Genomic DNA, 17,960 nt, shown 5'->3' on the forward strand with positions numbered 1-17,960 from the left:
GCACCTCGTGTCACGAGGTGCCTCGCATCACCCTGGTGAGGAGCCGCCATGCCTGCGTCCACCCTGCCCGAAACCGGCCTGCCGACGCCCGAAAAGTCGCGTATATCACCTCGATCCGTCCTGGTGTGGACCGTCGTGGCCCTGCTCGGGGCCGTCGCCTGGGGTGTCCTCGCGCTGGCCCGCGGCGAGAAGATCTCCGCGGTCTGGCTCGTGGTCGCCGCGCTCGGCTCGTATGCCATCGCCTACCGCTTCTACGCGCGGTTCGTCGCCCGCCGGGTGCTCCGGCCGGACGACCGCCGGGCCACGCCCGCCGAACGCCTGGAGGACGGTGTCGACTTCCAGCCGACCGACCGCCGGGTGCTGCTCGGCCACCACTTCGCCGCGATCGCCGGCGCTGGGCCGCTGGTGGGACCGGTCCTCGCGGCGCAGATGGGCTATCTGCCGGGCACCCTGTGGATCGTCGCCGGGGTGATCTTCGCCGGGGCGGTGCAGGACATGGTGGTGCTGTTCCTGTCGATGCGCCGGGACGGCAAGTCGCTCGGGCAGATGGCCCGCGAGGAGATCGGGCGTGCGGGCGGAGTCGCCGCTCTGGTCGCCGTCTTCGTGATCATGATCATCCTGCTGGGTGTGCTCGCCCTGGTGGTCGTGAACGCGCTGGCCCACTCGCCGTGGGGCACGTTCTCGGTCGCGATGACCATCCCCATCGCCCTCTTCATGGGCTTCTGGATGCACCGCGTCCGCCCTGGCAGGGTCGTCGAGACCAGCCTCATCGGTGTCGCCCTGCTCCTCCTCGCCATCGTCGGCGGCAGCTGGGTGCAGAACTCCTCCCTGGCCGGCACCTTCACCCTCAGCCCCACCACCCTCGTCTACTGTCTGATCGGCTACGGCTTCGTCGCCTCCGTGCTGCCGGTGTGGATGCTGCTGGCCCCGCGCGACTACCTCTCCACCTTCATGAAGATCGGCACGATCGCGCTGCTCGCGGTCGGAGTGGTCGTGGCGGCGCCGGTGCTCAGGGCGGACGCGGTGAGCGACTTCGCGGCCTCGGGCGCCGGGCCGGTCTTCGCGGGCTCGCTCTTCCCCTTCCTCTTCATCACGATCGCCTGCGGAGCGCTGTCCGGCTTCCACGCCCTGGTCTCCTCCGGAACGACCCCCAAGCTGATCCAGAAGGAGTCGCAGGTGCGGCTGATCGGCTACGGCGCGATGCTGATGGAGTCGTTCGTGGCGATCATGGCGCTGATCGCCGCGGCGACCCTGGAGCCGGGTCTGTACTACGCGATGAACGCACCGGCGGGCCTGCTCGGCGCGACGGCCGAATCCGCCTCCCACGCGGTGGCGGGCCTCGGCTTCACCATCACCCCCGACCAGCTCACCCAGGCGGCGAAGGCCGTCGAGGAACAGACCCTGATCGCCCGCTCCGGCGGGGCACCGACCCTCGCGGTCGGCATGTCGGAGATCTTCTCCGGAGTCTTCGGCGGGTCCGCCATGAAGGCCTTCTGGTACCACTTCGCGATCATGTTCGAGGCGCTGTTCATCCTGACCACCGTGGACGCCGGAACCCGGGTCGGCCGCTTCATGCTCCAGGACATGCTCGGCAACGTCTGGAAGCCCATCGGCCGGGTCAACTGGAAGCCCGGTATCTGGCTGTGCAGCGGCCTGGTCGTCGCCGCCTGGGGCTACTTCCTCCACACCGGCGCCACCGACCCGCTCGGCGGGATCAACCAGCTCTTCCCGCTCTTCGGCATCGCCAACCAGCTGCTCGCCGCCATCGCCCTCGCCGTCTGCACCACCGTCCTGATCAAGTCCGGGCGGCTGCGCTGGGCCTGGGTCACCGGCGTCCCCCTGGCCTGGGTCACCGCGATCACCTTCACCGCCGGCTGGCAGAAGATCTTCTCCGCCGACCCGAAGATCGGCTTCTTCGCCCAGCGGGCCCACTACGCCGACGCCCTGGACGCCGGCCAGATCCTCGCCCCCGCCAAGTCGACGGCCGACATGCGCACCGTGATCACCAACTCCACCGTCGACGGCGTCCTCATCGCCCTCTTCCTGCTCCTGGTCGCCGTGGTGATCGGCAACGCGGCGGTGGTCTGCGTACGCGCGATGCGGTCCGCGACGCCGCTGCCGACCACCGAGGCGCCGTACGTCGAGTCCCGCATCGACGCGGCGGGCAGCCCGGTCGATCCCCTGGCGGGAGCGGGAGCGGGAGCGGGACCGGCAGACGGAGCCGAATCCGGTGTCGGAGTCCGCTCGTGAGCATCCGGCACTGGGCTCGGGCCGTGCGCTGGTATCTGCGCGAGCTGACCGGCGAGGCCGAGTACGACCGCCACTGCGAGCGGCACCGGCGCCACCACCCGCTCGCCCCGGTCCCGACCCGCCGCGAGTACCAGGTGCTGCGCCTCCGGCATCAAGAGGCCCGCAGCCACAGCCGCTGCTGCTGAACGGCAAGAGCCGCGACGGAGAACCGGGTCAGGACCCGCGCGGCTCAGCTGCCCACGACGCTGCGGAAGTCGCGCAGCGCGAGGGACAGGAGCGGCCGACGCCGGCCGAGGACGGACAGGGCATCGTCGGGCCCGGTCGTGACACGGCCGCGGCCGAGGGCCGGCCGCCCGCTGATGCGCATGGGGACGCGGCACTGGGTACCGTCGGACAGTTGCTGCACCAGGTGGGCGCGGGCGGGCAGCCTGCAGGGCAGCCGCAGCACGTCGCGGTACGTGAGGCGGAGAGCCGGAGACCCGGGGCAGGTCAGCTCGCCCCGGGCGCTCCGGCCGTTCAGGCGGAGCGTGATCGCGGCCCGCTCCTTCGGGATGCCCCACAGGGCCCGTCCCCCGGCGAGGGACTGTTCGTCGTCGACCCAGGCGGCCACGGTCGTGGCGGTGGGGCCGCGTCCCTGGCGCACCACCAGGGCGATGAGGAACTCGCGGTAGGTGAGCACGCCACCGGGCCGGTAGTCGACCCAGAAGCCGACCAGGGTGGCGCGCCGCCGCACGGTCAACGGGCGAACCCCCGACGGCAGAGGCCATTGCGGCAGCTCGTCGACGGGGACGCGCCACAGGGAGACGATCATGTCACCGGTGAGGTGCCACGGCGAAGGAGGAAAGGGGAGGGCTGGTCGTTCCACGGCGTGATGACCGACTTCCTCGATTCGGACTCGTACGGCCGATTGTTCCACTCGACATGGCGGGGGCGGGCCTGCGACGCGTCGCCACCGGCCCGCCCCGGCCGGGCTCAGCGGTCTTCGGCCAGCGCGACGAGTTCGGCGAACAGGCCGCCGGCGTGGACGAGTTCCTCGTACGTTCCCTGCTCGACGACCCGGCCCTGGTCCATGACGAGGACACGGTCGGCCAGGCGGGTGTTCTCTGGGGGTTCCCAAGCTGTGGCGTGTCGTCGTGCGGCGTCCCTTCGTTGGGGAGTTTGCGACGGTTCTCAGGGGGTGTGGCTCTGCGGTGGATCGTTGCGGTCGACTCGTGGAGTAGAGGTACATCAGTGCGTGCATTCCCTGTACAGCTGCCGTCAGGCATCCGGTACTGGACCGTGGTGGACGACGAGTTGGAGGTGGTGGAGGAAACCGATCGGTTCCTACGGGGCTGAGGCTGGCCAGAGGGCGGGCGGAGACGACGACGAAGGCGTACGCCGAGGCCGTCGTGCTGTTCCTGGTGTGGTGCGCGACCACCGGGCGGGAGTGGCGCACGGCAGCCCGGGATATGGGGCTGTTCATGCTCTGGCTGAAGTGGACCCCGGGGAACGGTGGTCAGCGGCGTGTGGTGGTGCCCGGGCCGGGTGCGAAGCCGGTCCGGGGCGAGCGTCGGATCAACACGGTGCTGACTGCCGTCCGGATGTTCCTGGTACATGCCGTGGTGAACAAGGTTGCGCCGACCTGGGTGTTGGAGCAGATCTACGAGCTCGGCGACGATCGCGACCTGCCTCATGAGGCTCGCGGTGAAAGCGGCGCCATGCGGTACCGGATGCGGGCCCGCCACGGGCTCCAGGAGCCCGAGAGCGCCATCGACCGGGCCAGCGACGATGAGATCGTCGCGATGTTCCTGCAATGCCGCTCCGCCCGCGACCGGCTGATCCTTCTGCTGTTGTCGCGGGTCGGACTGCGCCCGGGGCAGGTCGCCGGTCTGCGCCGCTGCGATCCGCATCTGCTGATGGACTCCCGCTCGCTGGGTTGCGGCGTCGAGGGCGCCCACGTCCACGTCATCCGGCGTGAGAACGAGAACCGCGCCTGGTCGAAGTCGAAGAAGTCCTGGGCCATGCCGGTCGACTTCCTCGTGGTCCAGGCATTCGACCAGTACGCGCTGGAACGCCACGAGCGCCTGGGCGCCGGAGGCAGCGACTTCCTACTGGTCAACCTTTTCCGGCCGCCCTACGGGGCGCCGATGACGACCGACGCGATCGGCGATCTGTGTGAGTCGTTGTCCCGGCGGGCCGGGCTGGGCCGGAAGATCGGCCCCCGGATGTGTCGGCATGCGATGGCCAGCAATGTCGCCGATGCTGGCGGCAAACTGGACGAGGTCCAGGCACTGCTCGGACAGAAGAGCGCGGAATCGCCGCGACCCTACCTGCATCCCAAACCATCGCGTCTTCGCGAGGCCGTTGAGCGGGTGCCTCTTCCGCGTGTGAACGGCAAGGAGGGCGATCGATGACGATCGCTCTGGTCGAGAACCTGCCAGTAGAGCTGGACGATGTCACCGGTGCTCTCATGGGGGCAGTGACCACGGAGTTCCAGCAGCTCATGAGCTGGGATGGGGAGGGTCGCCAATTGGTCTTCCCTCGTGATCATCCTCTGCTCGGCGGCCCGGAGTGTCTGGTGACGGGCTGCGACAAGGTCGTCTTCCACACGAAGGACCATGGGCTCTGCGTGGGCTGCGCGAAGCGTCTGAAGGCCAGTGGGCAGGGCCTCGAGGAGTTCGTGTCCACCGTCAAACGGCACTGGCGCTCGATCGGCGTCAGCAACTGCCGGGTCTCGGAGTGCGGGCGCCCGTCAAAGACATCACGCGCCGAGTTGTGCAGTGCCCACCTGGGCCAGAGGAAGTCGCTCGGCCTGTCGGTGGAAGAGTTCATCCGCCACCCGTCCGTCAAGTCTCTGCCCGGCTTCGGCCCCTGTGAGGTCGCTGCGTGTCCCCGATCCCGCGACGGGCACAGTCGCCGGTACTGCATGGCCCACTACCAGCGCCGTCTGCTGGACGTGCACAAGGGCAGCACCTTCGATGAGGAGACCTGGCGGCTGACGACCCCGGCCATCGCCCAGGCTGGCGTGGTGAGTCTGCTCGGCCTGACCGACCGGGTCGTGGTCGAGATCCTCTACGGGCTCCAGGAACGCATCGCTGCCGGCATCAGGCACAAGGACCACCACGTCCGGCCCTTCTGCGATCTCGTCCGAGCCCGGCAGATCGGTTCTCTGGCCGAGCTCGACGTCTCCGGCCTGAGCAAGATGAACGCCGCGCTGGCGAAGGGGTTCCTCAAACACGTTCTTCGCCGGACCATGTCGCCGGAGACCGAGCGCCACAAGGACACCTGGAACGGCGCCGCGTTCGGAATGACCGGCTACCTCCACTTCGAGAAGATCAGTCAGCCGTGGCTGCTCAGAGCCACGCAGGACTGGGCGGTCGACGACGCTCCCCGGCACCGGGGCACCAACCCACGCGGGGCGATGCAGACGCAGATCAACTGCATCGTCAGGCTCTCCGAAAGCCTGCGGCTGAGCCGGCCGGACAAGGGCATCGACCCGCGGCTTCTGGGCCGCGACGACATCGTGGCCTTCCTCAACCGGATGCGCTACCTGGTGCAGCAAGGAGAGGTCGCCGCCGCCCGCCACGTCACCGATGTCCGGCACTTGCGGCGCAGCCTCCAACGCATGCGAAGCCTCGGGCTGACCCAGCCTGACCAGCCCCTGCACGGCCTGCCCGAGCAGTTCACGCTCCGGCCCGAGGACATCCCGGACGACCCCGAGGACACCGCGGCCGGCCGCGATCTCCCGCCAGAGGTGATGCGCCAACTCTGCGACCAGATCGACGCCTTGGGCGCAGTGCGGGCCTGCAGGCCCGCACTGCCGTCGAGCTGCTGATGGACACCGGCCGCCGTCCCGACGAGATCTGCAAACTGCCCCTCGACTGCCTCGAACGGGACGGCGACGGCGAGCCCGTCCTCGTTTACGACAACCGCAAGGCGCTCAGAAACGGCCGACGGTTGCCGATCGCCAAGGCCGCCGCAGCCCTCATCATCGAGCAGCAGCAGCGAGTCCGGGCCCGATTCCCCGACACCGCGGCCAAAGACCTCGCACTGCTGCCGACACCTGTCGCGAACCCTCACGGCACGAAGCCCCTGACCGCCAGCTGGCTCGGCGTCCGCCACCGAGCGTGGGTCGTCTCCCTGCCGGAGTTTCTCGTCCCCACCGTCGTCGAGGTCGCTGGCGAGCGCGTCACGAAGATGCTGCCCTTCGACAAGGGGAAGATCTTCCCCTACGCCTACCGCCACACCTATGCACAGCGTCACGCAGATGCTGGGATCCCCGTCGACGCCCTGAGGGTCTTGATGGACCATCGCCAACTCGACACTACACAGCGTTACTACAGGGTCAGCGAGAAGCGCCAACGAGAAGCTGTCGAGCGTGTCACAGCGATGCAGTTCGACCGGCACGGCAAACGAGTCTGGCGGCAGGTCAAGGCCGTCCTTGACTCCGAGCACGCCCGCCGGGCGATCGGCGAGACCCAGGTTCCCTACGGCACCTGCACCGAACCTTCGAACGTCGCCGCCGGCGGCCATGACTGCCCGGTCCGGTTCCGCTGCGTCGGCTGCAGCCACTTCCGTACCGACGTGTCCTACCTGCCCGACCTGGAAGCCTATCTGGCGGATCTCCTGCGCAACCGCGAGCGGTTGGCCGCGTTCACCGACGCCGACGACTGGGCCAAGGGCGAGGCCATGCCCTCGGACGACGAGATCACCCGAGTGCGCCGCCTGGTCAGACGGGTTCGCGATGAACTGGACGACCTCACCGACGAGGACCGGGTCCAGATCCAGCAGGCCGTCACCGTCGTCCGCAGAACGCGGGCGGACGTCGTCTCGCTCGGCATGCCAAAGGTGAGGCAGCCCCTGCCCGACATCCGCCCCGAGAGGACCGCATGACGTCCAGCATGATCGAAGGCAAGCAAGCCGACTCCGCACGGCGCCGCGATCGCGTAATCCAGGCGCTGGATGCGGCCCTGCGGACCGGCGGCGACATCACCGTCTCGGGCCTCGCCCGCACGGCCCGAGTCGACCGCAGCTTCCTCTACCGTCACCGTGACTTGCTCGAACGCGTTCACGCCGCTGCCAGCACACCCCTCCAGGACGGCCGACTGGCTGCCGTCAGTCAAGCTTTCCTACAGGCGGATCTGGCCAATGCGCTGGAGCGGAACACCCGTCTCGCCTCGCGAGTCCGCCAGTTGGAGAAGCGGCTTTCCAAGCAGTTCGGCGAGCAGGCGTGGAGCGAGTCCGGACTCGGTGCCCCACCGGATATCGATCAACTCCAGAGGCGCATCGTCCTGTTGGAGCAGGAACTGGCCCAGAAGCGAGGAGAACTTGAAGAAAGGACAGAAGAACTCGAAGCCGCCCGGGCCGCCAACCGGGAGCTGACACGCGCAATCAACTCGCCTTCACCCGCGCAGAGTTGACAACACTGCCTTTTCTCGCCGCTCCGCCTCGCCATCGCTGCTGCTTCCGGTGTTCAGTAGGACGAGAGCAGCAAATGCTGCCGCCACCGCGAGCGCCACAGTTACTGCGATGCCCTTTTGGCGAGTGCTCCAGTTTGCAAACATGTCACAATCTCCTGAGTCACTCGTCGCTCCAAAGGTGTATGAATTAGGAGTGGAGGCGCGCATTACCCCAGGATCCGAAGTAACCATTTCCGGCACTATCTTGGCCGGAATAGGTTACGGTCAACTTCATCCGTAGCGCGTCACTCACGTCCAGACCGATCTTTTTTGACTTTCCGAGTGGAATCGCCTCACTAAATTCCTGCTTGCCGTCGACGGACACCTCGAAGGTCAGTTTCCCACCGGTCGGTGAATCATCGCGCAGCCCGACGGTAGCGGAAAATCTATCCCAGTGTCTACCCAGGTTATATTCGACACTATTGACAGGGCCTGCAGCGCTGACAATCATTGTCACGGCTCGGGCGAAGCCTTCCCCATTGATCTCGACCGTACTCGTGTCCACCCCTTGGGTGGATTTCAGTGGGTCGAGATCGCTCAGATACTGAGTTTGTGATGCCGGGCCTGTAGGCGCGGACGCGCTCGGTGCGGACGGCTCGCTCGCCGTCGCCGTCACGGTAGGGGGCGTTTTGGTGATGGTCCGCGTGGGCTGGGAAGTTCCGGATTCATTCCCTCCACAGGCAGCGGTGCCCGCCAGAAGGGCAACTGTTGTGAAGCCCACGGCTGCCATATGGAGCCGCTTGGGAGATATGTTCCTTGGCTTGGATAGGCCGCTCATGGAGCACACTCCTCACCTGTTGCCGGATCCGTGGGAAGAGTCGGGGCGGGGCACCTTCTGCTCCAGGTCTTTCCGCTCCCTGACAGCGTGCAGGTCAGCCCCTATCCGAAAGATCACCATTGTGAGTTCGAGAGTAATCCGGCACACCAGGAGCCACAGCAGCGCGACGATAGGGCCGAAGATAAGCACCAGTAGCCCGGCCCCCGGAGAAATACTGAATCCCAGAATAATGTAGAAGATCCAAGCAAGGGCAATGATTATCGTCACTACCACGTAGACGAACTTAACAACTTTGGGTGTGATGAAGTCGGTGAAGCCGAAATCAAACAAGTCGGCGAAGAATCCCTTACCGCGCGATGGTGGTTCGCCGGGCGGGGGTGGTGTGGGGCCGAAGGGAGGTGGCGAGCCGTACGAAGGCGGTCCGGCCGAGGAACGCCCTGACGGTGTTCCGTGGCTAACCGTCTCATCACCTATGGATTGTGCGAGCCGGTGACCGCATTCTGAGCAGAAGGCGTCGGTCGGTGCTGTTGAAGCACCACAGTTGGGGCAGCGGGCTGCTTCAGGCATTGTCTTTCGCTCCTGTCAGCCGCCTGAGTCAAGGGTCTCTGTGCGGCTTTCGGTTGGAGTCGCTGCGTAGTGCCCGGTGCGGCTTAAGAGAAGATCGCGCCTAAAGAAGAGCATGACTCGGCTCTGAGGGATGGGCAACTCGAATTCTTGATCATTGACTGTGGATATCGGCCGCGACGATGACACCGTTGTGCACGGTGTATGTGCCGGCGAAGTATCGGTGTGTTCCGTCGGTCTGCGTGGCGTCGAGCTCGACCTCCACGGTGTCGCCCACTACAGAAATGATCGTCACCGAGTCGTGGGCTGTGTCTTCGAAGCCCTGCACGAAGGACGAATAGGACCCCTCTTGGAGGTTCTTGCCTCCGAGTTCCCAAGCACGCTCGTAGTCACCGGCGTTGATGGCGTCAAAGTAGGCCAGAACCGCGCGCTCTGGGCTTTCTTCGGCGGGCGATGACTGTGTGGTGGGGCTGCTGGGCGTCGGCGAGAAGCTGGGAGGTTGATCAGTGGGCCGCGGCAGGGCCGTCTCGCTCGTGGTCGGCGAGGGAGACACGGACGCCGGCACCGTACTCGTCGGCGGTCCAGTGTCCGAGCCGGTCCACTGGGTGATGCCGAAGTACGCCCCGCCGCCTATGAGCAAGGTGAGGAGAACAGCCGCTGCAATGATCAGCAGGCGCCTGTTGGGTCGGCTCGTCGGAGGTGTCGCGACGGGCGGCCCATCCTCAGGCGGAGCTTGTTGGGCTTGCCCTTCGTCGGTGGCAGATAGGCCAGTGGGGGACAACGGCGTGCCACACACGCTGCAGTACGGGGCAGGTTTGACTTCATGACCTTGGGAGCAGGTAACGACCATCGGCGCGCCGCAGGTGGCACAGAACCTCGATGGCATCTTCCCAAGCGGAAGTGTGTGCCCGTTCGGGCAGTGGAGTCGCGACTGATTCATGATCAGCAGTCCCTGGCCTGATCAACGATCTCCCCTCGTTTCCATGCTGCGTCACCAACGCCACTTCCGCACCTGCTGGCAACGGGCTCGGCTTACGCCGTCAGGCTGTCATTTCGCTACTCGGCGGCAGGTCTGGCCGTAACGATAGCCCCATCTCGAACTATGTAAGTTCCAGCGAATTCTTGATGCGTTCCATCGGCTAGCCTCGCATCATATCGCAGCGTGACTTCACCCCCGTCAACAGAATAGATGGTAACGGTCAGATTCGATACTTTCGAAAGTGCGTCAGTATAGGAATCATAAGAGCCTCCCACCAGATTCTTCCCGCCGAGTTGCCATGCACGGGCGTGATCGTGCGCTTTTACCGCGGAGAAATAGCTGTTGACAATCCAGCCGGGATGAGCGGACGCTGCAGCACCCGCCCACGCCTTCTTTCGATTCACGTAGACTGCAACCAGGATTGCGTCTGTAATGACCCACAGGGCGGCGATTACGAACAGGGATCCTGAACTGATGCGAGCACAGTCCTCCCCGTAGGGGCAGGATTTGTCGGCATAGTTCTTAGCGAGGAGGAGCCACGCCACGAAAGCTATCTGGACGATTCCAAATATCCAGGGAAATGCCTGGATCAGTCGTGATCTCTCTTTCGGTGGGGTTGATGCTTTGGCTGATGTCCCGGAGATGGCGTCTCGCTGTTGTGATGTTTCGCGTCCGCACTCCGGACAGAATTTATCCGCTCGCTCGATCGGTGCGCCGCAATTTTGGCATGTTGCCATATCTGACATGTACTCAATCCTTCTATCTCAGCCTTCATCGAACTGGAGACAGCCGGGCAGTGAGGCTCCGCCAGAAGAGTGACCAACATGAACTAGGACTCCCCCTGGCCCTTATAAGATCATGCTGTCAGTCGCTGCGATTTTCTTGCATCTCGAACTGATTGACCCCCAATCGAACGGTGCAACCGGGGTGCGGGTTAACTGACATGCCGAGAGGCGGCTGTCGAGGATGATTCGTAGAAGCGTACCGGCCCTGGGTCCCCGACGGACTGTGGGAACTGGTCGTCCAGTTGCTGCTGCCGTTCAATCCTGGGGTCAACTCACCCGCCAGAGACGAATACCATCGTTGGACTGACTGGCCGCGGCAAGGAAAGCTCCGTCGGGGCTGAATGTCACGGATGCGACCCAACCTGAAAGGCTGAGAGTGGCAATGCTGCTTCGATTTGGTACGTCCCAGAGGCGCACAGTGTTGTCGTCCCCGCCCCCAGAGGCAAGCAAGGCTCCATTGGGACTAAATGCCAGCGCATTCACGTCCTTTCTGTGACCCTTCAGTGTTGCGATAACCTTATGACTCTCCAGGTCCCACAGGCGGACCGAATCGCCGAAGCCGGTCGCGAGTGTCGAGCCGTCTGGCTTGAAGGCCATAGAGCCCGATGGGCCTCGGAGAGTCGCAGACACCGAGCGGGAGGCGATATCCCAGAATTGAATTATCCCGGTCGACATGCTGGCTAGCGAAGAGTCCCTTGGGTTAAAGGCCACCACGCTCACAGGACCCTCGGCAGTAAGGGTGACGGTGTTTTCCGCGCTAGCCACATCCCACAAGCGGATCGTGGCGTCTTTGCCTCCACTGGCAAGCAAGGAACCGTTTGGGCTGAATGCCACAGTCCACACGGAACCAGTGTGGTCGGTGAAAGTAGCGGTGGCGTTTTGGGTAGCCGAATCAAGCAACATAATCGAGCCATCGTAATTTCCGCTGGCCAGGATTGCGCCGTCAGGGGAATACGTCAGCGACTCCACCGCGCTGAACGTTCCTCTCTCCAGGGATGACGTGACGATTTTTCTCTTGCTATCCACGTCCCACAGATCGACTTGTTCCGTATTGCCACCGCTAGCGAGCGTCTTGCCGTCGGGACTGAATGCCACGTCGTAATCGAGCCCATTGCTACTGCTGAATTTGGCCCACAGGCGTGGAGTTGGACGCGGAGAGGGAGAAGCCGTGGTCGAGGGAGAATTTCCGTCGCATGCTGCAACGAAGGCGGCAAGCCCGCCAAAAACGATGGTGCGGCGGGGCAGTCCCCGAGGCGCCGCATACGAAGGAAGCTGAGACCGTCCGCTCGAATCAACGCCCGCATCACTCATGACGATCAAGCTAACAATGACCTAACGGATCAGCATGTCGATCATTACCGGACCTGACCGCCCACTCCGGGCATGCATCGCGTACGCACAGAGGTGCCAAGCGGTGGCCGAGGGCTGCAGGACGGCGGCGGGTCTGTCGGAGACCACCAAGGCGATTGTCTGCTCGGTGAGCGAACCCATGGAGTGCGAACGGGTGACCTGCTGGACGCGGCCGCGGTCACCAGCCTGAGCGCCGAGCAGGCCATACCCGCTCAGCTCGCGAACATGATTCGGTCGCACTGGCAGATCGAGGCCCACCCACTCGCACTCCCCGGCCTCACTATCACGCGACTACGCCGAAGCCCTGGGGGCTGTCCTTGCCATCTGCAGCCACCCTGCAGCTCTCACTGCACTGGTGCTCACCCCCTGCAGTCATCCCATCGGCCGTCACCCCTCATGACTCGTACCGGTGATGGCGCCACACCTGTTGTGATGGGTAGGCTTCGCAGCACTGCTGTTGAGCTGCATCAATGTGAGAAACGGCCACGGCAACAGCTCAAAATCCCCAGAGAATTGGTGTTCGCCAGTTGGTGGGTGACGACGATCGTCATGCGTTCGGCGGCGATTCTCTTGATCTCCAGGAAGATGGCGTGTTCGCCGCGCGCGTCCATCTGGGACGTCGGCTCGTCCAGGATCAGCAGCGGCGTCCGGCGGTACAGGGCCCGTCCGCACACCAGCCGCTGCCACTGTCCACCGGAGAGTTCGGCACCGCCCCACAGCTCCTTGGCGAGCAGCGTGTCGAGTTTCCGGGGCAACTTCTCGACGGCCTCGCGCATGCCGACGGCGTCGACGACCTCCCACACGGGACCGTCGTCGAAGCTTTTCGGCTGCCCCAGGGTGATGTTCTCGCGGGCGCGCAGCGGCCAGCAGGCGAAGTTCTGCGGTACGAGAGCGGTCCGTTTCCACACGGCGTCGGGATCGGCGTGCGCCAGGTCGACGCCGTCCCACAGCACGCGTCCCTTGTCGGCGAGGAGGATGCCTGTGACGAGCTTGGCGAGGGTGGACTTGCCCGAGCCGTTCTCGCCGACGATCGCCAGGATCTCGCCCCGGCGCAACGTGAGCGACACCCCCGCCACGGCCGGTTCCTCCTTGCCCGGGTAGCGGTATACGACCTCGTCGAGACGAATCTCGTCGACGCGCTCCGGGACGGTCAGCTCGCCGCGTCGCGGGGCGCGATCGGCGGCCATGTCCAGGAAGGCCCGCATGTCGGCCAGGTAGAGCGAAGTGTGGAACATCGCGGCGCCGTGGATGACGAACTGGCCGAGCGCGGCGAGGGTGGTCTGCACGGCGACGACGGCCGTGGCGGCGACGGGCAGGGCGACCCGGCCGTCGGCGGCCAGCCAGGCGAGGGTGGCCCACGTGCACAGCAGGAACACTCCGCCCAGGGCGCTGGTGGTCAGCACGATGCGCAGCAGGCGCGGGGCGGCGGTGAGGGTGCGCTGGTCGATGCGGTCGGACAGGGCCCGGTACCAGTAGACGAGATACCCGGTCATGCCGTTGGCGCGGACCTCGTCGCCGAACCGGGAGTACGTGGCCCACCAGCGCATCATGGAGCGCACGTTGCGGTCGCCGACATTGAGGTAGTGGGTCTCGTAGTCGACGCGGGCGGACAGGACGGCCCCGGCGCCGGCCGGGAGGACGGCCAGGAGCAGCAGGGGCAGCATCAGCGGGTGCAGCGCCGTGATGACTCCGCTCGCGGCCATCATGCGGATCAGCGCCGATACGAACCGCTGGGCGTCCTGGACCATCATGCGGGTACGGGTGACCCCGACTTCGGCGGCTTCCTGCCGGTCGGCGAAGCCGTCCTCGCCGTAGGCAGCGCTCTCCACCCGGCACACGGCGGTGACCAGGGCGATGTCGGCCTCGGTCGTCAGCAGTGGAGTGATCCGGCCGTCGGCGTAGGAGGACAGGGCGCTGCTGACCCGGCCGACGGCCGCGGCCGCCGTCACCACGATCAGGGCGGGCAGCGCGCCGTGCAGGCGTTCGGGAACGGTGCCGCTGCCGAGGATGTGCGTCATGGCCTGCGCGGTGAACGCCAGGACGACCGCCGCCGCGATGCCGGTGAGGAGCTGGCACGCGAGGAGCAGCAGGACGCCGGTCCGGTCGACGGCCCACGCCATCCGCGCGGTGTGTCCGAGGACGGACGGCAGACGGCGGCACATCGCTCCGAAACCGGCCTCGGCCAGCGGGTTCTTGCCGTACGTCCCGCCGAACGTGATGGTCGCCGGCGGGGGAGGGGGCGGAGTGTTCTCGTCAGCGGTCGAGGCATGGGGCACCGTCACCTGAGGCCCTCCTGGGGTCCGTGCCGAGCCCGGACGGCTCGGCGGTGCACGGCCTAACGACGCGATTCCTGATTCGAACGCGCTCGATTCCGGACGCGCTGAGACCCGGGCCGCACAAGGGATCGGCCCGAGCGGCTCTTTGCTGGGGCCGCTCCCGGCCGCCCGGAGTTGGCCGAATCGCGGAGGCTCGAAACGCATGAGACGTATGGGTTTTCGGAGCCGGACGAGCGGGAGACAGCGGGGCTGTGCAGAAGGCGCCACCGGCGGCGCTGTAGCGGCCCGGGTCTACTTCGCTCCGGCGGACCTCGTGGCGGATCTCGCCGCCGGGGCGAGCGCCGGCACGCTCAGGCCGAACATCAGCACGCCCATGGGGAGACGGAGCGACGGGACGTGCGCGATGCCGAGCACGACCTGGAGCGAGGCGAGCGCCGAAAACCCGAGGCGTACCAGATCGGCCGGGGCGTGCCGCCGCCCGGCTTCCACGTCGGCACCGCCGCGAGCACGTACAGCATCGACGCCCCGCCGTGCCGCTCCGGGCGCCGCCCGACACCTGGCCGTCCGGTCCGGACCAGCAGGCCAAGTCCTCGCGGCCGGGCCGTGCGAGAAGCCGACTTCGCGCGAAGTCTTGACGCGGCGCGCTCGACTGCGTAGATATGTCTGCGCAGTCATGACAGCGCAGTCACCCGGCGATGCGGCGGGCGACCCAGGCCGTCGACACGATCCGATCCACCGCACACCGGGAGACGCCATGACGCGAGCAAGGGGGCGGGACGGCGGTCCCGCCGCGCCGCGAGGCGTCGACGTGGCCAGGGCCGCGGGTGTCTCCCAGAAGACGGTGTCCCGGGTCCTCAACGGCGAGCGGTACGTCTCGGTGGACGTGCGCCGCCGCGTCCTGGAGGCGGCCGACCGTCTCGGCTACCGGCTGAACACCGCGGCGCGGGCCCTCGCCTCGGGGCGGTCCCGGACCATCGGCGTGGTGGCGCTGGGAACCGCCCTGTACGGTCCCGCCTCGCTGCTCCTCGGTGTGGAGCGGGCGGCGCGGGACGCCGGGTACGCGTTGAGCGTGGTCAACACCCTCGAAGGCGACCAGGGGGGCGTCAGCGGCGCCGTGCAGTCGCTCCTGGAACGGGGAGTGGACGGCATCGTCGTGTCGGAGCCCATCGACGACGACGCCGATCCCCTCCCGTCGGAGGTTCCGGTGCTCGTCCTCGGGGCGCCGGCCGGCGGCCGCACGGGGGAGCGGACCATCGCCGCGGGGGTCGACTCCGAGGCGCTGGCCAGGGCCGCCACCGAACACCTGCTGGACCTGGGACATCCGACGGTCCATCACCTCGCGGGTCCCGAGCGGTGGTTCGCCGCCCGGGACCGGCTGGCGGGCTGGCGGCAGGCGCTCGCGGCCCATGGCCGGGAGCAGCCCCCGGTCGCGCAGGGGGACTGGTCCGCCGCGTCCGGGTACGCGGCAGGACGTGAACTGGCCGCCCGCAGCGACCTCACGGCGGTGTTCGCCGCCAATGACGACATGGCCGTCGGCCTGATCGGCGCCCTCACCGAGGCCGGGTTGCGGGTGCCCCAGGACGTCAGCGTGGTCGGCTTCGACGACATCCCGCTGGCCGCCTACGTCCGTCCGCCGCTGACGACGGTGCGCCAGCCGTTCGACGCGGTGGCCGGTGAAGGGCTGCGGCTGCTCGTCCACGCCATCGAGAACCCGGAGGCGGAGCTGCCGACGGCGCAGGGGCACCCCGTCGAGCTAGTCGTCCGTTCCTCCACCGCGCCGCCACCGGCCCGGACGGGCCCGGCTCCGGTACGACATACCGTGCCGCCCCCGGCCGGAGAGGCGCACGCCCCTTCGGCCGCCTGACCGGGACGCCACGCCCCGTTCTGGCCACCCGCGGGGGTGCGAGGGCACCAGACGTGACCGGACATCCGACAACACGTCCTGGTCCCGCACCCGCCAGCCGTACAAGCCCCACCACAGGCGGTCGCCCACCCGGCCCACCAGAGACCGCCCATGGCGCAGTACCCGTTCTCCGGCTCGGTCACCTCGACGCCCGCGGTCACCGCTCCCCACCCTTCGTGCACCACGCTTGCCCGGGCATGCCGCTGCCGGCCTCTGCCTTCCCTCTTCCATCGCCTCGGCGGGAGTCCAGCATGTCCAGAACCCCCATCCCTTCGTCCGCACCGAGCCGCCGGTTCTTCCTCACCGCCACCGGCGCGGTGACGCTCGGCGCGGCCCTGTCCGCCTGCGGCGGTGGCGACTCGGGCGGCTCGTCCGCCGCGGCCAAGCCGGTCAGCCGGTCCGAGATCGACAAGGCGATGCGCAAGCCGACCCAGCTGACGTTCTGGACCTGGGTCCCGAACATCCAGCGCGAGGTCGCCCTCTTCGAGAAGAGGTACCCCGCCATCAAGGTCAACGTGGTCAACGCCGGCCAGGGGATCAAGCACTACACGAAGCTGCGCACCGCGCTCAAGGCCGGCAGCGGGGCCCCGGACCTGGCACAGATCGAGTACCAGGCGATCCCGACGTTCACGATCACGGACAGCCTGCTGGACCTGGGCCCGCACGGCGCCTCGGCCCTCAAGGGGAAGTTCGTCGACTGGACCTGGGGGCAGGTCAGCGGACCGAAGGGGGAGGTCTGGGCGATACCCCAGGACACCGGCCCGATGGGGATGCTGTACCGCAAGGACGTCTTCGACCGGCACGGCATCCAGGTCCCCAAGACCTGGGACGACTTCGCCGCCGCGGCCCGCAAGCTGCACAAGGCCGACCCGGACGTCTACCTGACCAACCTCTCGGCCAACGAACCCGCCGCCTGGCACGGCCTGTTGTGGCAGGCGGGCGCGAGCCCGTACGGCGTCTCCGGCAAGAGCGACCTGTCCATCAGCGTCGACGACGCGGTCTCCAAGAAGCTCGGCACGTACTGGGGCGGGCTCGCCAAGGAAGGCGTCATCAGCACCGACCCCGACTTCACCGACGGCTGGTACGCGGGCTTCAACAAGGGCAAGTACGCCACCTGGCTCACCGCGGCCTGGGGGCCGGCGTTCCTGTCGGGTTCGGCCAAGTCCACCGCCGGCAAGTGGCGTGCGGCCCCGCTGCCCCAGTGGGACGCGGCCAAGCCGGCCTCCGGCAACTGGGGCGGCTCGACCACGGCCGTCCTGCGGTCGACCAAGAACGCCATCGCCGCCGCGCAGTTCGCCCAGTTCCTCAACAGCGACCCCGCCAGCGCGAAGCTCTTCGCCACGGAGCAGTCCTTCTTCCCGGCCACCAAGTCGCTGCTCACCGACCCCTCCTTCACCGGTGACGCCGCCCCCTTCTACGGCGGTCAGAAGGTCAACGAGCTCTTCGCGTCCATCGGCGACACGGTCGACCCCGCCTTCCAGTGGCCGCCCTTCTACGACCAGGCGGCGACCGACTGGATCGAGACCGTCGGCACGTCCCTGGCCGGCAAGAGCGACACGGGTGCCGCGCTCGGCGCGTGGCAGACGCGCCTGACCACGTACGCCAAGAAGCAGGGCTTCACCGTCAAGGGAACGTGA

Annotated in this window: 15 protein-coding genes and 1 pseudogene; 8 read left to right on the forward strand and 8 right to left on the reverse strand. The window is 67.1% G+C overall.

Annotated elements, in window-relative coordinates; all coding sequences use genetic code 11:
- The first annotated feature begins 48 nt into the window (after positions 1-48).
- The gene (locus AB0F04_RS20385) at positions 49-2,250 is read left to right on the forward strand and encodes a carbon starvation CstA family protein (RefSeq protein ID WP_362043357.1); all 2,202 of its coding nucleotides are present in this window, start codon (positions 49-51) and stop codon (positions 2,248-2,250) included.
- The gene (locus AB0F04_RS20390; protein WP_362043358.1) at positions 2,247-2,435 is read left to right on the forward strand and encodes a YbdD/YjiX family protein; all 189 of its coding nucleotides are present in this window, start codon (positions 2,247-2,249) and stop codon (positions 2,433-2,435) included. The genes AB0F04_RS20385 and AB0F04_RS20390 overlap by 4 nt, the downstream gene beginning before the upstream one ends.
- Before the next feature lie 44 nt (positions 2,436-2,479).
- Here the strand turns inward: AB0F04_RS20390 and AB0F04_RS20395 are convergent, their stop codons facing one another.
- Complete coding sequence (locus AB0F04_RS20395) at positions 2,480-3,166, reverse strand: acetoacetate decarboxylase family protein (protein WP_362043359.1); 687 nt, start codon at positions 3,164-3,166, stop codon at positions 2,480-2,482.
- A 472-nt stretch (positions 3,167-3,638) separates the two neighbouring features.
- Between AB0F04_RS20395 and AB0F04_RS20400 the strand changes: the two genes are divergently transcribed.
- Genes AB0F04_RS20400 through AB0F04_RS20415 form a run of 4 tightly spaced genes read left to right on the forward strand, consistent with a single transcriptional unit; the run spans position 3,639 to position 7,649 of the window.
- A complete protein-coding gene (locus AB0F04_RS20400; protein ID WP_362043360.1) occupies positions 3,639-4,643 on the forward strand; it encodes a tyrosine-type recombinase/integrase in 1,005 nt (334 codons plus the stop codon).
- Positions 4,640-6,064, forward strand: coding sequence for a hypothetical protein (locus AB0F04_RS20405; protein ID WP_362043361.1), 1,425 nt, complete (start codon positions 4,640-4,642; stop codon positions 6,062-6,064). The genes AB0F04_RS20400 and AB0F04_RS20405 overlap by 4 nt, the downstream gene beginning before the upstream one ends.
- Positions 6,064-7,122: a hypothetical protein gene (locus tag AB0F04_RS20410; protein WP_362043362.1), complete on the forward strand. Its 1,059-nt coding sequence runs from the start codon at positions 6,064-6,066 to the stop codon at positions 7,120-7,122. The genes AB0F04_RS20405 and AB0F04_RS20410 overlap by 1 nt, the downstream gene beginning before the upstream one ends.
- A complete protein-coding gene (locus tag AB0F04_RS20415; RefSeq protein WP_362043363.1) occupies positions 7,119-7,649 on the forward strand; it encodes a DUF6262 family protein in 531 nt (176 codons plus the stop codon). Before AB0F04_RS20410 ends, AB0F04_RS20415 begins: the two co-directional genes overlap by 4 nt.
- Positions 7,650-7,836: 187 nt before the next feature.
- Here AB0F04_RS20415 and AB0F04_RS20420 read toward each other — a convergent pair whose 3' ends face one another.
- The 7 genes and pseudogenes from AB0F04_RS20420 to AB0F04_RS20450 form a co-directional block, all read right to left on the reverse strand.
- A complete protein-coding gene (locus AB0F04_RS20420) occupies positions 7,837-8,466 on the reverse strand; it encodes an NPCBM/NEW2 domain-containing protein (protein WP_362043364.1) in 630 nt (209 codons plus the stop codon).
- Positions 8,467-8,478: 12 nt separating this feature from the next.
- The gene (locus tag AB0F04_RS20425) at positions 8,479-9,033 is read right to left on the reverse strand and encodes a DUF4282 domain-containing protein (protein ID WP_362043365.1); all 555 of its coding nucleotides are present in this window, start codon (positions 9,031-9,033) and stop codon (positions 8,479-8,481) included.
- Between the two features lie 151 nt (positions 9,034-9,184).
- Positions 9,185-9,583 (reverse strand): hypothetical protein, encoded by a 399-nt coding sequence (locus AB0F04_RS20430; protein ID WP_362043366.1) that lies wholly within the window; start codon positions 9,581-9,583, stop codon positions 9,185-9,187.
- Positions 9,584-10,086: 503 nt separating this feature from the next.
- Positions 10,087-10,755 carry a zinc ribbon domain-containing protein gene (locus tag AB0F04_RS20435; protein ID WP_362043367.1) on the reverse strand — a complete coding sequence of 223 codons (669 nt, stop codon included), beginning with the start codon at positions 10,753-10,755 and terminating at the stop codon, positions 10,087-10,089.
- Positions 10,756-11,061: 306 nt separating this feature from the next.
- Positions 11,062-11,889 (reverse strand): WD40 repeat domain-containing protein, encoded by an 828-nt coding sequence (locus AB0F04_RS20440; RefSeq protein WP_362043368.1) that lies wholly within the window; start codon positions 11,887-11,889, stop codon positions 11,062-11,064.
- 722 nt (positions 11,890-12,611) lie between these two features.
- Positions 12,612-14,306, reverse strand: coding sequence for an ATP-binding cassette domain-containing protein (locus AB0F04_RS20445; RefSeq protein ID WP_362043533.1), 1,695 nt, complete (start codon positions 14,304-14,306; stop codon positions 12,612-12,614).
- Between the two features lie 405 nt (positions 14,307-14,711).
- Positions 14,712-14,947, reverse strand: a pseudogene (locus AB0F04_RS20450) (hypothetical protein); the annotation flags it as partial.
- Positions 14,948-15,174: 227 nt separating this feature from the next.
- Between AB0F04_RS20450 and AB0F04_RS20455 the strand changes: the two are divergent.
- On the forward strand, positions 15,175-16,284 hold the full coding sequence (locus tag AB0F04_RS20455) for a LacI family DNA-binding transcriptional regulator (RefSeq protein WP_362043369.1): 1,110 nt from the start codon (positions 15,175-15,177) through the stop codon (positions 16,282-16,284).
- 290 nt (positions 16,285-16,574) lie between these two features.
- Positions 16,575-17,960 (forward strand): extracellular solute-binding protein, encoded by a 1,386-nt coding sequence (locus AB0F04_RS20460; protein ID WP_362043370.1) that lies wholly within the window; start codon positions 16,575-16,577, stop codon positions 17,958-17,960.

It is taken from the genome of Streptomyces sp. NPDC029041 (genome assembly GCF_040637515.1).
Lineage (GTDB): Bacteria > Actinomycetota > Actinomycetes > Streptomycetales > Streptomycetaceae > Streptomyces.